Genomic DNA, 14,596 nt, shown 5'->3' with positions numbered 1-14,596 from the left:
AGGGGCAGCCCCACGAGCGAAAATGGTACCGCCCCGTTGGTTCCGGCCAGCGGGGCGGACCAGCGTTCCCGCGCCTTGGCATCAAGTCAAGTATATAATCCCCTAGATGAACGCCAACATCCCGTCCGCCTTGGTGGGGCGGCCGCGGCGCCAGGGGCGGTAGGGGTATTTCTCGAACACCTCCTCGTTCAACTCGACGCCCAGTCCCGGCGCGTCGGGCAGCACTACGTAGCCGTCCTCCAGCTTCAGCGGCTCGTGCAGGATTTCGGCCCGCAGGCCCACGTCGTCGGCGTGATACTCGAGGATGAGGAAGTTGGGCGCGGTGGCGGCGAAGTGCACGTTGGACGTCGTCGCCAGCGGTCCCAGCGGGTTGTGCGGCGCGACGCTGACGTAGTGCGCCTCGGCCATGGCCGCGATCTTCTTCATCTCCGTCAGCCCGCCCGTGGCGGCCACGTCGGGCTGGATGATGTCGGCGGCGCCCGTCGCCAGCAGGTCGCGGAACTGGAACTTGGTGAACACCGCCTCGCCGGTGGCGATGGGGATGGGACTCTTGGCGGTGAGCTTGGCCAGGGCCTCGAAGTTCTCGGGCCGCACCGGTTCCTCGAAGAACATCGGACGATAAGGCTTCAGTCGCTCGGCCATCTCCAGCGCGCGCACGGGCTCGAAGATCTTGGCGTGGGGATCGACGCCGATGTCGATGTCGGGACCGACCGCGTCGCGCACGGCCGCCAGTCTTTCCTCGGCGCTATCGACCTGCCGGCTCCACGGCCAGGCGTCGGCGGCCGCGGCGAAGGGGCCGATCTTGAGCGCGGTGAAGCCATAGCGCTCGACCAGGCGGCGAGCGTCGTCCGCAAGCGCGGCGGGCGTCTCGCCCTCGGGCGACTGGTAGACGCGGATGCGGTCGCGCACCTTGCCCCCGAGCAGCTCGTAGACCGGCACGCCGAGCGCCCGGCCCTTGATGTCCCACAGCGCCTGGTCGATGCCGCTGATGGCCGACGTGATGATCGAGCCGGTGGGAAAGCGGCTGCCGGCGTAGAGCTCGTGCCAGACGCGCTCGATGTCGAACGGATCCCAGCCTCCGATCCACGATTGGAAGTAATCGACTGTCTCGGCAATGGCGCGGTCGGGTCCGATCGGAAACGCCTCGCCGATGCCGGTGATGCCCGCGTCGGTGTGCACGCGCACGATGAGCCAGTTGCGGGAACCCGTCCAGATGAAATCGCATTGCAGCTTGGAGATCTTCATGCGCTGCTTCCGGGGATGCCGACGGACGTAGGCTAGCCGCCCGACATGGGCCGCGGCCAGAGCCGACCGCCAGTCCGTTCGCCCCTTCGGCTAGCTCAGGGCGGGCTCTGAGCTTGTCGAAGGGTCGTGGTTCGACAGGCTCACCACGAACGAGGCGAGCGCAGCCACATGCGCGTGGGCACGAGTTTGCTCGCCCGCAACCGCCGCTTTCAGATGCTGACGAGCACCAGCCCAACCGCGGCCAAGCCGGCTCCCGCCAGCGTCCCGCGGCTGTGGCGCTCGTGCCAGAGCAGGTAGCCCGCGGCGATGGTGAGCAGCGCGGATCCGGCGCTCTGGGCCGGAAAGACGATCGTGCCCGGCACGTCCCGCAGCGCCAGCAGAATGAGCACCAGCTGGCCCATGTTGACGCCGCCGGTCACGACTCCGAGGCCCAGCGGTTCGCGGAAGAACCCGCGCCCGAAGCCAAGTGAACCTGGCGCGTCGGCCGGGCGAGGCGCCGGCTGGATGCGCCGCCGCATGAGGTAGGTCGCCAGCGCGATGGCGGTGGCCGCCGCGAATGTCGAGGTGGCGTAAAGCGGCAAGTTTTCGATGGGGGCGACCTCGACGAACGCTTTGGCGGCGATGAGGCCGGCGCCGGTCACGCTGAGCGTGCCGATGACCACCGGCCAATACCACCACACGCGCAGCCGGGCGTCCTCGCTGCGGCCGCTGCGCGTGAGCAACGGCAGCGCGGCGAGCAGCAGCGCAATGCCGACCACCGTCGGTGGGTCGGGCCGTTCGCCGAACCACACGATCGAGGCCACGGTGGGCACGATGACGGACATGCGCAGCAGCACGAAGGTGATGCCGACGCCTGTGCGCACCAGCAGCAAATAGATGGCCACGACGGCCAGCGAGAAGCGCGCGCCCTGCACGATTCCCAGCAGCACGGTCGGGGCGTCCACCGTCGCGGTTCCGGCGACGGCCAGCCACGCGACGCCGATGACCAGACCGGTGGCGTAGTTCGTCCCGGTCATGAGGAAGAAGTCGTAGCCGCGGGTCTGCGCCCGGCGCAGGGCGAGCGCAAAGCCCACCACGAATAGAATGTGTGCAACGAGAAAGCCCATGGCGTTCGCGGCATGGTCGGCTGCGGCTCCGCGGGTGGCAAACCCCTTGTGAGACGGACGGAACGACATGGCGAGGTACCTGACCGAAGCGGACGTCGATCGCCTGGCCGATATGGACCTGGCGCTGCGCACCGTCGAGGCGTCGTTCGAGCGGCAGGGTCGCGGCACGTCGGCGAACGTCGGTCGCCGACGAGCGCGCACGGCGCAGGGCGCGCTGCAACTCATGGGCGCGGCCGATCCCGAGCTCGGCGCCATGGGCGCCAAGCTTTATCCGACCGTTCCCGGCGGGCGCATCAGCTTCGTGGTTGTGCTGTTCGATGCGGCCAGCGGGGCATTGAGCGCGGTCATCGAAGCCGGACGTCTCAGCGGTCTTCGCACCGGCGCCGCGAGCGGTGTCTCGGTGAAGTATCTGGCGCCGCCCGAGGTTGAAGCCATTGGCATCATCGGCTCGGGCCGGCAGGCGCGAACGCAGCTCGAGGCCGTGTGCGCGGTGCGACCGTCGGCGCGGGTGCGGGTCTACTCGCGAAATCCGGCCAACGTTGAGCGGCTCATCGCCGAGGTGTCGCCCACGCTCGATGTCGACTTGGAGCCCGCCGCCACGGCAGAGGCGGCAGTGCGCGGCGCGCAGGTCGTCATCACGGCCACCAACGCCACCGACCCCGTCGTCGAGGCCGACTGGCTTGAACGCGGCGCCCACGTCATCGCCATGGGCACCAACCATCCACAGCATCGCGAACTGGACAGCGCCGCGGTTGCCCGCGCCGACCGCATCTTCGTCGACGATCTGGAAGGCGCGAAGATTGAGTGCGGCGACCTGATCTGCGCCGTCGAGGATGGGGCCTTCCAGTGGGGCGAGGCAGTCGAGTTCGGCCAGGTGGTGGCCGGGCGCGCGCCCGGTCGCACGAGCCCCGACGAGATCACGCTGTTCGAGTCGCAGGGCATCGCCTTGTGGGACATCGCGCTCGGCCAGGTCGTGCTCGAACGCGCCGAAGCCGCGGACGTCGGAATCCCCGTCGGGGAATAGCGCACAGCGGAGCTGCCGAATGAACCGGCCGGTCGGCATCGAGACGGAATACGGCCTCAACTGCGAGGGATTTGCCGGACCGCCCGACTTTGCGTTCGAGTCGGCGATGCTGATTCATGCGGCGCCACTGCCGGTGGCGTTTCGCGGCTGGGACTACACCGACGAGGACCCGCGGCGCGACCTGCGCGGCACCCGCGTGGACGCCCTGGCGCGCGATCCGAACGACCTCCTCGGCTCCACGGCCCAGAGCTCGCGCATGTCCCGCGAAGAGCTGCTGGCCGACACCGTGCTGCTGAACGGCGCGCGGCTCTACAACGATCACAACCACCCCGAGTACTGCACCGACGCCTGCCGCACCGTGACAGACCTAGTGGCGCAGGACCGCGCGGGCGAGGCGCTGATGCACGCGGCGGAGCAGGCCCACAACGCGCGGCTGGACGGCGGCCGGGTGCGGCTGGTCAAGAACAACACGGACTATCACGGGCGCAGCTATGGCTGCCACGAGAACTACCTGACGCTGCGCGCGGTGCCGCTCGACGACCTCATCGACGCCCTGGTGCCCTTCCTGGCCACGCGCCAGGTCTTTGCCGGCGCGGGGCGCGTGGGCATCGAAGACGGCGACGCGGGTGCACTGCAGCTGTCCCAACGCGCCGACTTTTTCGAAACGGTGGTGGGCATCAATACAACGGCACGCCGGCCCATTTTCAACACGCGCGACGAGCCGCATGCTGACCGTAGCCGCTACCGACGGCTTCACGTGATCGCGGGCGACGCCAATCGCAGTGAGTGGGCCACAGGAATGAAGGCGGCGACGACCGCGCTGGTGCTCGATGCGGTCGAGACCGGATGGCGGGCGCCTATCCGGCTGCGCGATCCCGTTAAGGCTGTTCGGGAGGTCTCGCACGATCTCTCGCTGGGCGCGGGTATCCAGCTCGACGACGGTCGGCTGGCATCACCCCTGAACATTCAATGGTGGTGGCTCGACGCCTGCGAGCGCTTGCGGGGACGCGACGCCGAAACGGATTGGGTGCTGGATGAGTGGCGACAGGTGCTGGACGACCTGCGAAGCGACCCGAGCGCCGCCGCCGACCGAGTCGACTGGGCAGCCAAGCTGGCCCTCCTGCGGGAGCTAAGCCCAGGCCCCGATGCCGCGCGGCGCATCGACTTTGGGTATCACCTGCTCGACCCGGCGCTCAGCGTGCATCAGTGGCTGGCGGATCGGGGACGCATGCGCACGCTGGTGACGCCGGCGCAGGTTGAGGCAGCCCGCACCACACCGCCGTCAGGCACCCGGGCCGCCGTACGGGGCAGGTTGCTGGCGAGGTTCGGCCAGGCAATCACGGCTATGGAGTGGGATCGGGTGCACTTGCACCACAATGGCGTTGGCGTCACGGTGCGGCTGGACGAGGTCGCCGGACCCGGCATCGACCGGCTTAGCGCCCTGGTTGAAGAAGCCGCAACCATCGATGATGTAGTGGCCGCGCTTGACGCCGAAGGAGGATGAGGAATGAGCATCACGTGGCGAGCCGTCCCGCTGGGCGAGATCGAAGCGCCGCCCGATCCCGCCAAGACGGCCCCGGACGAAGAGACCGCGCCGGCAGAGGACGACGACCTGGGCGAGCACGTCCGTCGCATCATTCGTGAGATCCCGGATCCGACGCCGCAGCCCGGCGGGGAGTAGCCCCCGCGGCTGATGAAGGACGCGCTGTTCGGCACGGAGATCGAGTACGCCAGCGCCGGCGAGTTTCCGCCGTCGCGGGCCGCGACGATGGTCAAGAACGTGATCTTCGCCGAGCGCCGCTTCGGCATCATCGACCCGGCGCCACGGGAGTGGGACGAAGCCCCGGGGAACGGCGGCTTCCTGTTCAATGGCGCGCGGCTCTACCTGGACTCCGGCCACATCGAATACGCCACCGCCGAGTGCCGCACGCTGGACGACATCGTGGAGCAGGAGAACGCGGCGGACGCCATCCTGCTCGACGCGGTGGAGAGCCAGGAGCTGAATCGCCGCCTGTTCTTCATCAAGAACAACACGGACTACCTGGGCAACACCTTCGGCTACCACGAGAACTACGCCGTGCGGCGCAGCCCGCTCAGTCTCGACATGGCGACGGGGCTGATGCCCTTCCTGACCACGCGCCAGCTCTACGCCGGCGCCGGCATGACGATCAGCGATCGGGACGACGGCGGCTTGCCATTTCACATCTCGCAGCGGGCGGCGTTCGTGACCATCGATATGAGCCAGCGCGTCCGCTTTGGCGGTCGGCCCATCGTCAATCTGCGCGACGAGCCGCTGGCCGACGACGCGGGGCTGCGGCGGCTGCACGTGATCGTGGGCGACGCCAACCGCAGCGAGTTCGCCACCGCGCTGAAGATCGGCTCAACGGCGCTCGTGGCGCAACTCCTCGAAAGCGGCTGGAGTCCGGATCTGGCGCTGCACGCGCCGGTGCAGACGCTCAAGGAGATCTCAAGCAATCCGGCCGGCCCGTGGTCGGTTGAGTTGGCGGACGGCCATAGCGTGTCGGCACTCGACATCCAGCGCATCTATCAGGACGCCGCCGAGCGCGCCTTCCGCGGGCGCGACAGCGACACCGACTGGACCCTGGACGCCTGGGCCGAGTGTCTGGACGGCCTAGAAACCGACCCGACGATGCTGGTGGGCAAGGTCGACTGGGTGACCAAGCTCGAGCAGCTGCGGCGCTTCGCCGACGACTCGCCCGACGGCTGGGCCGATCCCGATCTGGTGAAGGTGGACCTGTCCTATCACCACATCGATCCCACGGTGAGCCTCTTTGCCGAATTGCAGCGCCGTGGCGTGGCGCCCCGCCGCACGCAGGGGGACGTGAATCCGCTCGCGGTGCCCTCCGGCACGCGGGCGCGCGCCCGCGGCCGCATCGTGCGGGCGCTGGTCGACGCGCAGGCCGACACGCTTATCGACTGGAAGGACGTCCACCGCAACCTCGGCGCGCTGACGAACTGGAACGACCAACTCTTTCTTGTCTACCAGTACATCGAGGACTGGCACGAACTCGACGCCTACGGGGGCTGGGACGTCATCCCCTACCTGATCGACTGGACCGGCATCGGGGTGCGCGGAAAGCTCTGCGAGCTGCCCAATCCATTCGAGAGCTACACCGCCGCCGCGGAGGAGTTCGCCGACAAGCTCGGCGGGTATCTGCGCCCCTAGGCTGATGCGGCGCCGTTGAGCGCGGCGGCCAAGTCGTCGATGGCGCCGGCAAGCTCCGTCAACTGTCGCTTGCCATAGCGGCGAGTAATGTATGCCTCCGCGGCCTCGAGCTCCGCGCGCACGCCCTGCCACTTGGAGTGGCCACGGCTGGTGAGCGCCAGCTGAAACGAGCGACGGTCATTGGGGTCGATGTCCGCGGTGATCTGCTCGCTGTTGACAAGCCGCTTCACCAACTCGGAGGTGGCCGCCGGGCTGCGACCGAGCTCGCGCGAGAGCTCCGTGGGCGTGACCGGGCCTTCGGCCTCGGCCAGGAACTGCAATGCACGCGCCAGCGGCAGCGACACGCCCGCCCGCTCGCAGGCCGAGTTGAGGTACTCGGAAACCTGATGGGACCCAATCAGAACCCGGTGGATGACGAGGTCCGTTTTTCCGTTGCTTTGGCTTCGCGTGCTCATACCCGCAGGTCTCTCCTTGGTCGTGCCGGCGCGTAGCTATCGCGTGGTCGCGCGCGGGGGGTGTGCAAACGGCTAGGTCGCCGTGCCTGTTTCGTTATACGGCATATGACAATTTCACACAACACGACCGGGCGGATGGTGAGGGATGTTGGAGATCGGGGGCGCGGTGACGAGGGGTGCGATTGGACCCGAGGTCAACCTCGCAGTGTCGGAGGCAACCACCGGCAGCTCATTCGAGGACGTAAGGAATCAGGCCGCCTTGACATCGGTTAGCGCGAAGTCCGCGCCCTTGAACAGCAACGGCTCGCGCGCAGCCTCCGCCAGCGCATAGCTGAAACAGTCGCCGAAGTTCAGTCCCGCCAGGTGGTTGCCCTTGCCGAACCGCCGCCAGGCCACGCGCGCGGCCCGCGCGTGGTCGGGGGTGACCGGGACCAGCTCAATCTCCGCTGCTTGCAGGAACGCATCGAGCTCGTTCCCAGCCACAGGGCCGCTACGGCTCTCCAGGACGATGGCCGCCTCCAGGAATCCGACGGCCGACATCCGGCAGCGCGGCGCCCGTGCTATCGCCTCGTCAAAGCGCTGCGCGTCCGGCTCGCCAAACAGCACCGCCAGCAAGGCTGAGGGATCGACGATCACTTCGGCAGGCCCCGCTCGTCATAGAGCAAGTCGCCGTGATCAGCGGCGGATGGACCGTCGCCAAGCTGGCTGGCACAACGCGCGGCAATCGCGCGCATGTCCCGCAGGCGCTCTTCGACGCTGCGTTCGCGCCGCTCGCGCTCTAGACGCTCCTCCAGCGCAACCGTAATCGCACCGGTCATGGTCTCCCCCGTCAGCTGCGCCAACTCGCGCGCCAGGCGGCAGGTCTCTTCGTTCTTGATGTTGAGGCTCATCGAGATTCTCAGGGTAGAAGCATGGAGAGCATTTCTACCATAAGCCGCGGACGGTTCGGATGCATGCCTTGGAGCCTGGTCTGCTGTCTGGCGCCCACATCGAGCGCGACGGACTGGATGGAGCCGGCTCCTGCACCATCCGCGGAGCATGCTATCGTCGAAGAAGTAAGAGAAAGAAGAAAGAACTCCGGGGATACTTGATGGAGTTTCGGATTCGAAGCGCGCAGTACACGATCACGCCGGAGATCGTCCGGGATGTCACGCGGGGCGTTGAGCCCAACGCTGCCGACGGGCGCCACAAATACTTCATTGACCTTCACGGGCGCCGATTCCCGATCAGGCAAGTGCTGCAGTTGGTCACCGGTCTGACGTCGCCGGGATTCACCTCACAAGACGCCTTCCGAATCCTCAGCAGACTCGGGTTTCAGATCTCGGAGCGGCCGGACACGAGGGTGTACAGAGCTTCCGCGTCCATGCGGAACGCCGCGGCTCATGCGTCCGAGCCCACGCCGGGGGCGACGGTGGCGTTGGATGCGCCCGGGGCCGGCCAGGACCTCCTGAACCTGCTGGTGGTCTTCGAGCGCGACGAGGACGGCTGGGAGGCGGTGAGCTGTCCCACGCTTCCGGGATGCCATAGCCAGGGTCGGACGCGAGACGAGGCGCTCGCCAATATCCGCGAGGCCATTCGCGGCTACCTGGCGAGCATGCGTGAGCACGGGGAGCCTCTGCCCGCCTCGTCCGAGTTCCAGGTCCTGGAAGTCTCCGTCGCCTAGTGGCGCGCCTGCCCGTTATTTCGGGTGACGAGTTCGTCAAGGCCGTGGCTCGGATTGGATTCACGCGCGATCGCACGCAGGGCAGCCACATGATCCTGATCGGACCGGCGGGCCGCAGGCTCTCGGTACCCCGACACCGCGAGCTTGGCCGTGGACTGCTGCGGGCGCTGATCCGCGACGCCGGCCTGACCCGCGAGGAGTTCCTGGGGCTTCTGCGTTAGTCGCAGGCGGTGGCCCGGGTTGCGGGCAGCCCGGGAGCGCACGGTGTCGCGAGGCGGATGCCGACATCTTTAAGGTGGTCATACTAAGGTATGATTAGAGTATGAAAGTTGCCATCTCGCTCCCCGATGACCTCTTCGAGTCCGCCGACGCGCTGGCGGACGCATTGGGAATGTCCCGCAGCGAGCTGTACGCCACCGCCGTCGCGGAGCACCTTGCAAAGCACCGGGATCAAGACGTGACGTCGCGCCTGAACCAGGTCTACGGCGAGCAGCCGAGCGGGCTGGCACCCGAGCTCAGACAAGCCCAGGGACGCAGTCTGACCGCCGACGGGTGGTAGTCGAGCGCGGCGAGGTGTGGTGGGCCGACCTGGCCGAGCCGCGCGGCTCCGAGCCCGGATTTCGGCGTCCCGTCCTCATCATCCAGGCCGATTCGTTCAACCGCAGCCGGCTGCGCACAGTGATCGCTGTGGCCCTCACGACGAACATGCGCTTGCTCGACGCCCCCGGCAACGTCCTGGTTCCCGGTGCGGACGTGGGCCTTCCCAGGGATTCGGTGGCCAACGCGACCCAAGTCGTAACGCTGGATCGCGACTATCTGGTCGAGCGGGCCGGCCAAGCCCCAAGGCGGCTGCTGTCCCGGATCGCGGCCGGCGTGCGCCTGGTTCTTGATCTGTGAGCGCCGCGAACGGCGCGGGCGGTGGACGAAACGGCAGCGGTTGACCTGTGGGGATGGACTCCCGTCTTCGGAGACCCTTGCCAAGTCCATTCGGGCTTGGGGATGACCGGGCGCATACCTTCCGCCCCCAGGTTCAACTAGGGGTGGATTTCCGCCTTCACGGGAATGACGGAGGGGCTAAGGAAAAGCGTTCCGTCGAAGGAATGACGAGCTCGACGCGGCCCACCGCCGACGAACTTACAATTGGTACTTGACTAGTCTGACTGGTTATACTACCGCGCATGGGCATTATCTATTCGACCTATGAAGCCAAGGCGCGCTTTGCCGAGGTCATGCGGCAGGTGCGCGAGGGGAAGACGGTCACGGTGTCGTATCGCGGCGAGCCGGTAGCCGAAATCCGACCGCTCCAGCCGGAACCGGCCACGATCGAGGAACGGCTGGAGGATCTGGAGCGGCGTGGCGTCCTGGTTCGATCGAGCCTGGCGCGTCGCCCGCTGCAGGTGGTGGCCCGTCGTCCCGGCGCCGTGGAGCGGTTTCTCACCGAGCGGAACGAGTGAGCGTCGCCTACGTCGATACGTCCGCGCTGATCGCCGTCGCCTTCGATGATCGGTCCGGATCGGCGATCGCCGGACGCCTCGATGCGTGCTCGCGCCTGCTCGCCTCGAATCTGCTCGAGGCCGAGTTGCGCGCCGTGTTTGCGCGCGAGCGCCTGGACTTCGCGACCAACCTCGTCGCCGGCATCGACTGGGTCCTGCCCGACCGGCCCTTGGGTCCCGAGATGGCGGCCGTTCTCGAATCCGGCCATCTACGCGGCGCCGACCTGTGGCACATCGCGATGGCCCTCTACGCCGCGCCGGATCCCGGCCAGATCGCATTCGTCACGCGCGACGAGCAACAGCAGGCAGCCGCCGCGGAGCTCGGCTTCCAGGTGTAACGCCCACGCCGCACGCGGGCGCCGAGTGGCATCTCCCGGCAATCCAGACGCGCGCGCATGCCACAATGCCGCCGGCCGAATCCCCGAGAATTCCTGCATGACGGAACCGCCGCTGGACCGCGCCGCGATCGAGGCGGTGATTCCCCATCGGGAGCCGTTTCTCTTCGTCGACCGCATTGTGGAGATCGAGTACGGCCGGCGGGCCGTGGGCTACATCGACGACATCGGGTCGCTGCAGGCGAACGTCTTGCGGGGGCACTTTCCCGGGTTTCCGGTGATGCCGGGCGTGATCATCGTCGAGGCGCTGGCGCAGGTCGGCGGGGTGGCGGCGCTCGGGCTGCCCGAGAATTCCGACAAGATCGCCATGCTCACCGGACTGGACAAGTGGAAGTTTCGCACGCCAGCGCGTCCGGGCGACCAGGTGCGGCTGGAGACGGAGCTGCTGCGGGTGCGCGCCAACTTCGGGCGTGGGCGGGGACGGGCGACCATCGGCGATCAGCTCGTCGCCGAGGGCGAGATCAGCTTCGCCATCGTGGACCGGCCCGAGGAGTGGGGCCGGTAGCGGCTCCGAGCTTCGGCGACGTGGGCCGGATGGATTCCCGCCTTCGGACACCATTGCAATGCCCGGCCAATCGTGAGGATGACCGCGCGAATACTCTCCGCCCCCAGATTCAATGATGGGTGGATTCCCGCCTTCGCGGGAATGACGGAGTGCGGTCGGGTAAGTCTCCGTGAGCGCGTCGTTAGAATGACCGCTCACACGCCCTTGCGTTAGGAGCACCCTGTGGCCCGCGTCCTCGTGACCTCTCGGCTCGCCGTCAAGTCCCTCGACACCACCTGGCGCGACCTGCTGGAGCAGGCCGGCCACGAGGTGGTCATCGCCCAGGTTCCGCAGGAGCAGATGTATCCCACCGAGGAGCAGCTCAAGGACCTGCTGCAGGGCATCACGGCCACGGTGGCGAGCAGCGAGTCGTATACCCGCGCGGTCTTCGAGAGCGCGCCCGAGTTGCGCGTGGTTTCGCGCGTGGGCGTCGGCTACGACGCCATCGACACCGCCGCGGCCGCCGACCACGACGTGGTGGCCATGATCGCCGCGGGCTCGAACGACACCACGGTCGCGGAGTCGGCCGTGGCGATGATCCTGGCCCTGGCGCGCGAGCTGTACGCCTACATCACCAACACCGCCGAGGGCGATTGGTCGCGCGGCCTGATGAACGAAATCCGCGACAAAACCATCGGCGTCGTGGGCCTGGGCCGCATCGGCAAGAGCGTGGTGCGGCGGCTGGCCGGGTTCGATCCGGTGCTCATCGCCGCCGAGCCGTATCCAGATCAGGAGTTTGTGGCCCAATACGGTATCGAGCTGGTGGAGATCGACGATCTGTTCCGGCGCGCGGACTATGTGACCCTGCACGTGAACACGACGCCGGATACCGTCAATTTCGTCAACGAGCGACGGCTGGGATTGATGAAGCCCACCGCCTATCTCGTGAACACCGCCCGCGGCGGTTTGGTGGACGAGGACGCACTCTACGCGGCATTGACGCAGGGCGTCATCGCCGGCGCCGCGCTGGACGTTCGCGCGAAGGAGCCGCCGTCGGACCATCGGCTGGCCCAACTGCCGAACGTGATCGCCACGCCCCACGTGGCCGGCATCTCCACCGACTGCGTGGTGCGCATGGCTGATCTGGCAGCGCAGAACATCGTCGACGTCTTGCAGGGATCCTGGCGGCGCGAGATGGTCGTGAACGGCCTGTACTCGGACTAATGACCACGGCCGCGCCGCACCGGCACGACGACGAGCCGGCGCTCGTTCCGATCCGGCGGCGCGCTTTCGCCTTCGACATGGACGGCGTGATCTACCGCGGACCCGAGCTGATCCCGGGCGCCGCCGAGGCCGTGGCCGCGGTGCAGCACCTGGGGCTCCCAACGCTTTTCATCACCAACAACTCGCGCCAGACACCGGTGGAGCTGGCGGCAAAGCTGCAGGGGCTGGGCATCGACGCCGGCCCTGAGAGCATCGTGTCGGCGGTGGTCGCCAGCGTGTCCTACCTGCGCGCGCACCATCCAGCGCCGTGCCGCGTGCTCGTGCTGGGCGGGGACAGCCTGGCGACGCAGATTGCGGCCGCCGGCTACGAGTTGGCGACCTGGGACGGCGACGACGTTCCGGAGGTCGTGGTGGTCGGCGTGGACTTTGGGTTGACCTACGACAGGCTGCGGCGCGCGACCCGCGCCATCATCATGGACGGCGCCGAGTACCTGGCCGTAAACACCGACCCGCAATACCCCACGCCCAGCGGTCCCATTCCGGGCGCCGGCGCGATGACATCCGCCGTTTCGGCCGTCACCGGGCAAGAGCCAGTCATCGTGGGCAAGCCCTCGGCGCACATGTTTCGGGTCATCATGGAACGCGCCGGGGTTGAGGCCGCCGACCTGGTGGTGCTGGGCGACATGCTGACCGCGGACATAGCCGGGGCGCGGGCCATCGGCGCCGAGTCGGTGCTGGTCCTCACCGGCACCACGTCGGCCGCCGAGGCTGCCGCCGCGCCCGCCGATCAACGGCCGGACCACGTGATCGAGTCCCTCTACGACCTGCCGCTGCCCGCGCTGGTTGGGATCTAGATATCGATGGCATTCAACGACCTGCGCGCCTTCATCGACCACATCGAGCGGCAGGGGCAGCTGCGCCGGATCAAGGTCGAGGTCGACCCGCATCTCGAAATCACCGAGATCGCCGACCGCGTGATGAAGTCGGACGGCCCGGCGCTGCTGTTCGAGAATGTGAAGGGCTCCAACGTGCCGCTGGCGATCAACCTGCTCGGCACCCAGCAGCGAATGGCCTGGGCGCTTGGCGTGGACGACTGGTCCGAGTTGGAGACCCGCATCGAGCACTTGCTGAATCTGGCCATGAGTCCGCCGCCCGCAGGCATCTGGGGCAAGCTGCGGACCCTGGGCGAGATCGTGCACATCGGCCGCATCGGCCCGCGAACGGTGCGCGGCGGCCCCGTGCAAGACATCGTCGAGACCGCCGCACCCACGCTGGACGGCCTGCCCATTCCCACCTGCTGGCCGGATGACGGCGGTCCCTACATCACCATGCCGCTGGTGTTCACCCACGACCCGGCCAGCGGCAAGCGCAACATGGGCATGTACCGCTTGCAGGTGTTCGACTCGCAGACGCTGGGCATGCACTGGCAGCTGCACAAGGGCGGGGCGGAGCACTGGCGCCGCAGCGGCGAGTCGAGCACCCGGATGGAAGTGGCCATCGCCATCGGCGCCGACCCGGTGCTGCTCTACTCCGCAACGGCCCCCTTGCCGCCGGACGTGGACGAGCTGGTGTTCGCCGGATTCCTGCGGGGCTCGTCGGTCGAAATGGTGCCTGCGCAGACGGTCGACATCCTGGTTCCAGCGCGCGCCGAAATCGTGCTCGAGGGCTACGTTGATCCCGCGGAGTCCCGCATGGAAGGCCCGTTCGGCGACCACACCGGCTACTACTCGCTGGCCGAACCCTACCCGGTGTTCCACCTGACGGCGGTGACGCGGCGGCGCGACCCGATTTTCGTATCCACCATCGTCGGACGACCGCCGATGGAGGACGGCTGGATCGGCAAAGCCACCGAGCGGCTATTCCTGCCGCTGGTACGGCTAGTCATTCCCGAGATCGTGGACATGAACCTGCCGGTGCACGGCGTGTTCCACAACTTCGCCATCGTGTCGATTCGGAAGCGCTATCCCGGCCAGGCGCGCAAGGTCATGCACGCCATTTGGGGCACGGGTCAGCTCATGTTCACCAAATACGTGATCGTGGTGGACGCCGACGTGGACGTGCACGATTTGAGCGAAGTTCTCTGGCGCATCGGGGCAAATACGGACCCCGGCCGCGACACGGAGCACGCCCAGGGCGTGATGGACGCGCTGGAGTTCGCCACCACGCACGCAAACGTGGGCGGCAAGCTCGGCATCGACGCGACGCGCAAGCTGCCCGAGGAGGGCTTTCCGCGTGAGTGGCCGCCGGACATCGTGATGGACGAGGACATCGTGCGGCGAGTCGACGAACGGTGGACAAGCTATGGCATCTAGGAAGAAAA

The 14,596-nt window shown here is 67.7% G+C and carries 19 protein-coding genes; 14 read left to right on the top strand and 5 right to left on the bottom strand.

The window, feature by feature from the left end:
• Window positions 1-102 precede the first annotated feature (102 nt).
• Window positions 103-1,245, bottom strand: a complete 1,143-nt coding sequence (gene dgoD / locus OXG79_04945) for a galactonate dehydratase (protein ID MCY3783115.1) — start codon at window positions 1,243-1,245, stop codon at window positions 103-105.
• Window positions 1,246-1,454: 209 nt separating this feature from the next.
• Entirely contained in the window at window positions 1,455-2,420 is a 966-nt protein-coding gene (locus OXG79_04940) for a GRP family sugar transporter (protein MCY3783114.1), read from the bottom strand.
• On the opposite strand from OXG79_04940, the gene OXG79_04935 reads away from it, so the two are divergent.
• From OXG79_04935 to OXG79_04920, 4 genes are read left to right on the top strand one after another with little or no spacing between them, the layout of a single operon-like run.
• Complete coding sequence (locus tag OXG79_04935) at window positions 2,419-3,375, top strand: ornithine cyclodeaminase family protein (GenBank protein ID MCY3783113.1); 957 nt, start codon at window positions 2,419-2,421, stop codon at window positions 3,373-3,375. The two genes, OXG79_04940 and OXG79_04935, sit on opposite strands and share 2 nt — an antisense overlap.
• A 19-nt stretch (window positions 3,376-3,394) precedes the next feature.
• Window positions 3,395-4,879: a proteasome accessory factor PafA2 family protein gene (locus OXG79_04930; protein MCY3783112.1), complete on the top strand. Its 1,485-nt coding sequence runs from the start codon at window positions 3,395-3,397 to the stop codon at window positions 4,877-4,879.
• A gap of 3 nt (window positions 4,880-4,882) precedes the next feature.
• Complete coding sequence (locus OXG79_04925) at window positions 4,883-5,056, top strand: hypothetical protein (GenBank protein MCY3783111.1); 174 nt, start codon at window positions 4,883-4,885, stop codon at window positions 5,054-5,056.
• Window positions 5,057-5,068: 12 nt separating this feature from the next.
• Complete coding sequence (locus tag OXG79_04920; protein ID MCY3783110.1) at window positions 5,069-6,562, top strand: proteasome accessory factor PafA2 family protein; 1,494 nt, start codon at window positions 5,069-5,071, stop codon at window positions 6,560-6,562.
• On the opposite strand, the gene OXG79_04915 is transcribed toward OXG79_04920, so the two are convergent.
• From OXG79_04915 to OXG79_04905, 3 genes are all read right to left on the bottom strand, one after another.
• Window positions 6,559-7,017 carry a MarR family transcriptional regulator gene (locus OXG79_04915; protein MCY3783109.1) on the bottom strand — a complete coding sequence of 153 codons (459 nt, stop codon included), beginning with the start codon at window positions 7,015-7,017 and terminating at the stop codon, window positions 6,559-6,561. The genes OXG79_04920 and OXG79_04915 overlap by 4 nt on opposite strands.
• A 249-nt stretch (window positions 7,018-7,266) precedes the next feature.
• The gene (locus OXG79_04910) at window positions 7,267-7,653 is read right to left on the bottom strand and encodes a type II toxin-antitoxin system VapC family toxin (protein MCY3783108.1); all 387 of its coding nucleotides are present in this window, start codon (window positions 7,651-7,653) and stop codon (window positions 7,267-7,269) included.
• Window positions 7,650-7,907 carry a type II toxin-antitoxin system VapB family antitoxin gene (locus OXG79_04905; GenBank protein ID MCY3783107.1) on the bottom strand — a complete coding sequence of 86 codons (258 nt, stop codon included), beginning with the start codon at window positions 7,905-7,907 and terminating at the stop codon, window positions 7,650-7,652. Before OXG79_04905 ends, OXG79_04910 begins: the two co-directional genes overlap by 4 nt.
• A 557-nt stretch (window positions 7,908-8,464) precedes the next feature.
• Here OXG79_04905 and OXG79_04900 point away from each other — a divergent pair.
• The 10 genes from OXG79_04900 (at window position 8,465) to OXG79_04855 (ending at window position 14,588) form a co-directional block, all read left to right on the top strand.
• Entirely contained in the window at window positions 8,465-8,680 is a 216-nt protein-coding gene (locus tag OXG79_04900; protein ID MCY3783106.1) for a type II toxin-antitoxin system HicB family antitoxin, read from the top strand.
• Window positions 8,680-8,901, top strand: coding sequence for a type II toxin-antitoxin system HicA family toxin (locus tag OXG79_04895; protein MCY3783105.1), 222 nt, complete (start codon window positions 8,680-8,682; stop codon window positions 8,899-8,901). The genes OXG79_04900 and OXG79_04895 overlap by 1 nt, the downstream gene beginning before the upstream one ends.
• Before the next feature lie 101 nt (window positions 8,902-9,002).
• Window positions 9,003-9,239, top strand: a complete 237-nt coding sequence (locus OXG79_04890) for a ribbon-helix-helix domain-containing protein (GenBank protein MCY3783104.1) — start codon at window positions 9,003-9,005, stop codon at window positions 9,237-9,239.
• Window positions 9,233-9,577 carry a type II toxin-antitoxin system PemK/MazF family toxin gene (locus OXG79_04885; GenBank protein MCY3783103.1) on the top strand — a complete coding sequence of 115 codons (345 nt, stop codon included), beginning with the start codon at window positions 9,233-9,235 and terminating at the stop codon, window positions 9,575-9,577. The genes OXG79_04890 and OXG79_04885 overlap by 7 nt, the downstream gene beginning before the upstream one ends.
• 281 nt (window positions 9,578-9,858) lie before the next feature.
• Window positions 9,859-10,134, top strand: coding sequence for a type II toxin-antitoxin system prevent-host-death family antitoxin (locus OXG79_04880; protein MCY3783102.1), 276 nt, complete (start codon window positions 9,859-9,861; stop codon window positions 10,132-10,134).
• Window positions 10,131-10,511 (top strand): PIN domain-containing protein, encoded by a 381-nt coding sequence (locus tag OXG79_04875; protein ID MCY3783101.1) that lies wholly within the window; start codon window positions 10,131-10,133, stop codon window positions 10,509-10,511. Before OXG79_04880 ends, OXG79_04875 begins: the two co-directional genes overlap by 4 nt.
• A gap of 97 nt (window positions 10,512-10,608) precedes the next feature.
• Window positions 10,609-11,073: a 3-hydroxyacyl-ACP dehydratase FabZ gene (gene fabZ, locus OXG79_04870; GenBank protein ID MCY3783100.1), complete on the top strand. Its 465-nt coding sequence runs from the start codon at window positions 10,609-10,611 to the stop codon at window positions 11,071-11,073.
• 222 nt (window positions 11,074-11,295) lie between these two features.
• Window positions 11,296-12,276: a phosphoglycerate dehydrogenase gene (locus OXG79_04865; protein ID MCY3783099.1), complete on the top strand. Its 981-nt coding sequence runs from the start codon at window positions 11,296-11,298 to the stop codon at window positions 12,274-12,276.
• A complete protein-coding gene (locus OXG79_04860) occupies window positions 12,276-13,130 on the top strand; it encodes an HAD-IIA family hydrolase (protein ID MCY3783098.1) in 855 nt (284 codons plus the stop codon). The genes OXG79_04865 and OXG79_04860 overlap by 1 nt, the downstream gene beginning before the upstream one ends.
• Window positions 13,131-13,136: 6 nt before the next feature.
• Entirely contained in the window at window positions 13,137-14,588 is a 1,452-nt protein-coding gene (locus OXG79_04855) for a menaquinone biosynthesis decarboxylase (protein MCY3783097.1), read from the top strand.
• Window positions 14,589-14,596 lie beyond the last annotated feature (8 nt).

The organism is Chloroflexota bacterium, from assembly GCA_026706485.1.
Classification (GTDB): domain Bacteria; phylum Chloroflexota; class UBA11872; order UBA11872; family UBA11872; genus JAJECS01.
Note: the sequence above shows the minus strand (reverse complement) of the source record. Positions and strands in the feature narration are given on the sequence as shown.